Origin of the sequence: Brevibacterium aurantiacum (assembly GCF_007558825.1) — a bacterium.
In the GTDB taxonomy this organism is placed as follows: Bacteria; Actinomycetota; Actinomycetes; order Actinomycetales; family Brevibacteriaceae; genus Brevibacterium; species Brevibacterium aurantiacum_A.
Map to the genome: position 1 here is coordinate 1 of NZ_VLTK01000059.1, position 371 is coordinate 371.

General features: G+C 59.0%; 1 protein-coding gene. It reads right to left on the bottom strand.

Annotated features, from left to right (window positions below; translation table 11 throughout):
* Positions 1-350 (bottom strand): FCD domain-containing protein (locus FO013_RS22240; RefSeq protein ID WP_260848336.1); only part of this gene is annotated, 350 nt, incomplete at its 3' end.
* Between the last annotated feature and the right edge of the window lie 21 nt (positions 351-371).

The window sequence follows — 371 nt, forward strand, 5'->3', positions numbered from 1 at the left end:
CCAATTCGCTGACCGTGATCGTGAATCGACAGTGCAAGGCTCTCCAAGAACGAATTCTTCGACGATGTTGCTTCCAACCGATGGAGATGGGCGTTCGTGGACGCGACAGCGGCAGGATCCTCATCCCAGATCGCCCTGACGACCGCCTGCTCCGCCGTCTTCATTTCGTCGAGATTCTCCCTCGTCGCCCTGACAGCTACGAGGCGTGCGATGGCACGCGCGGTGACCATGTGTGCTTCAAACAGGTTTGACACACTGACCAGGTCCATGGGCCGAACGAAGAATCCGCTCTTGCCGCTATCGGAAAGGATGAGACCTTCCGTCGACAGGCGGAAGAGGGCCTCACGCACCGGAGTCCTGCTGACACCAAG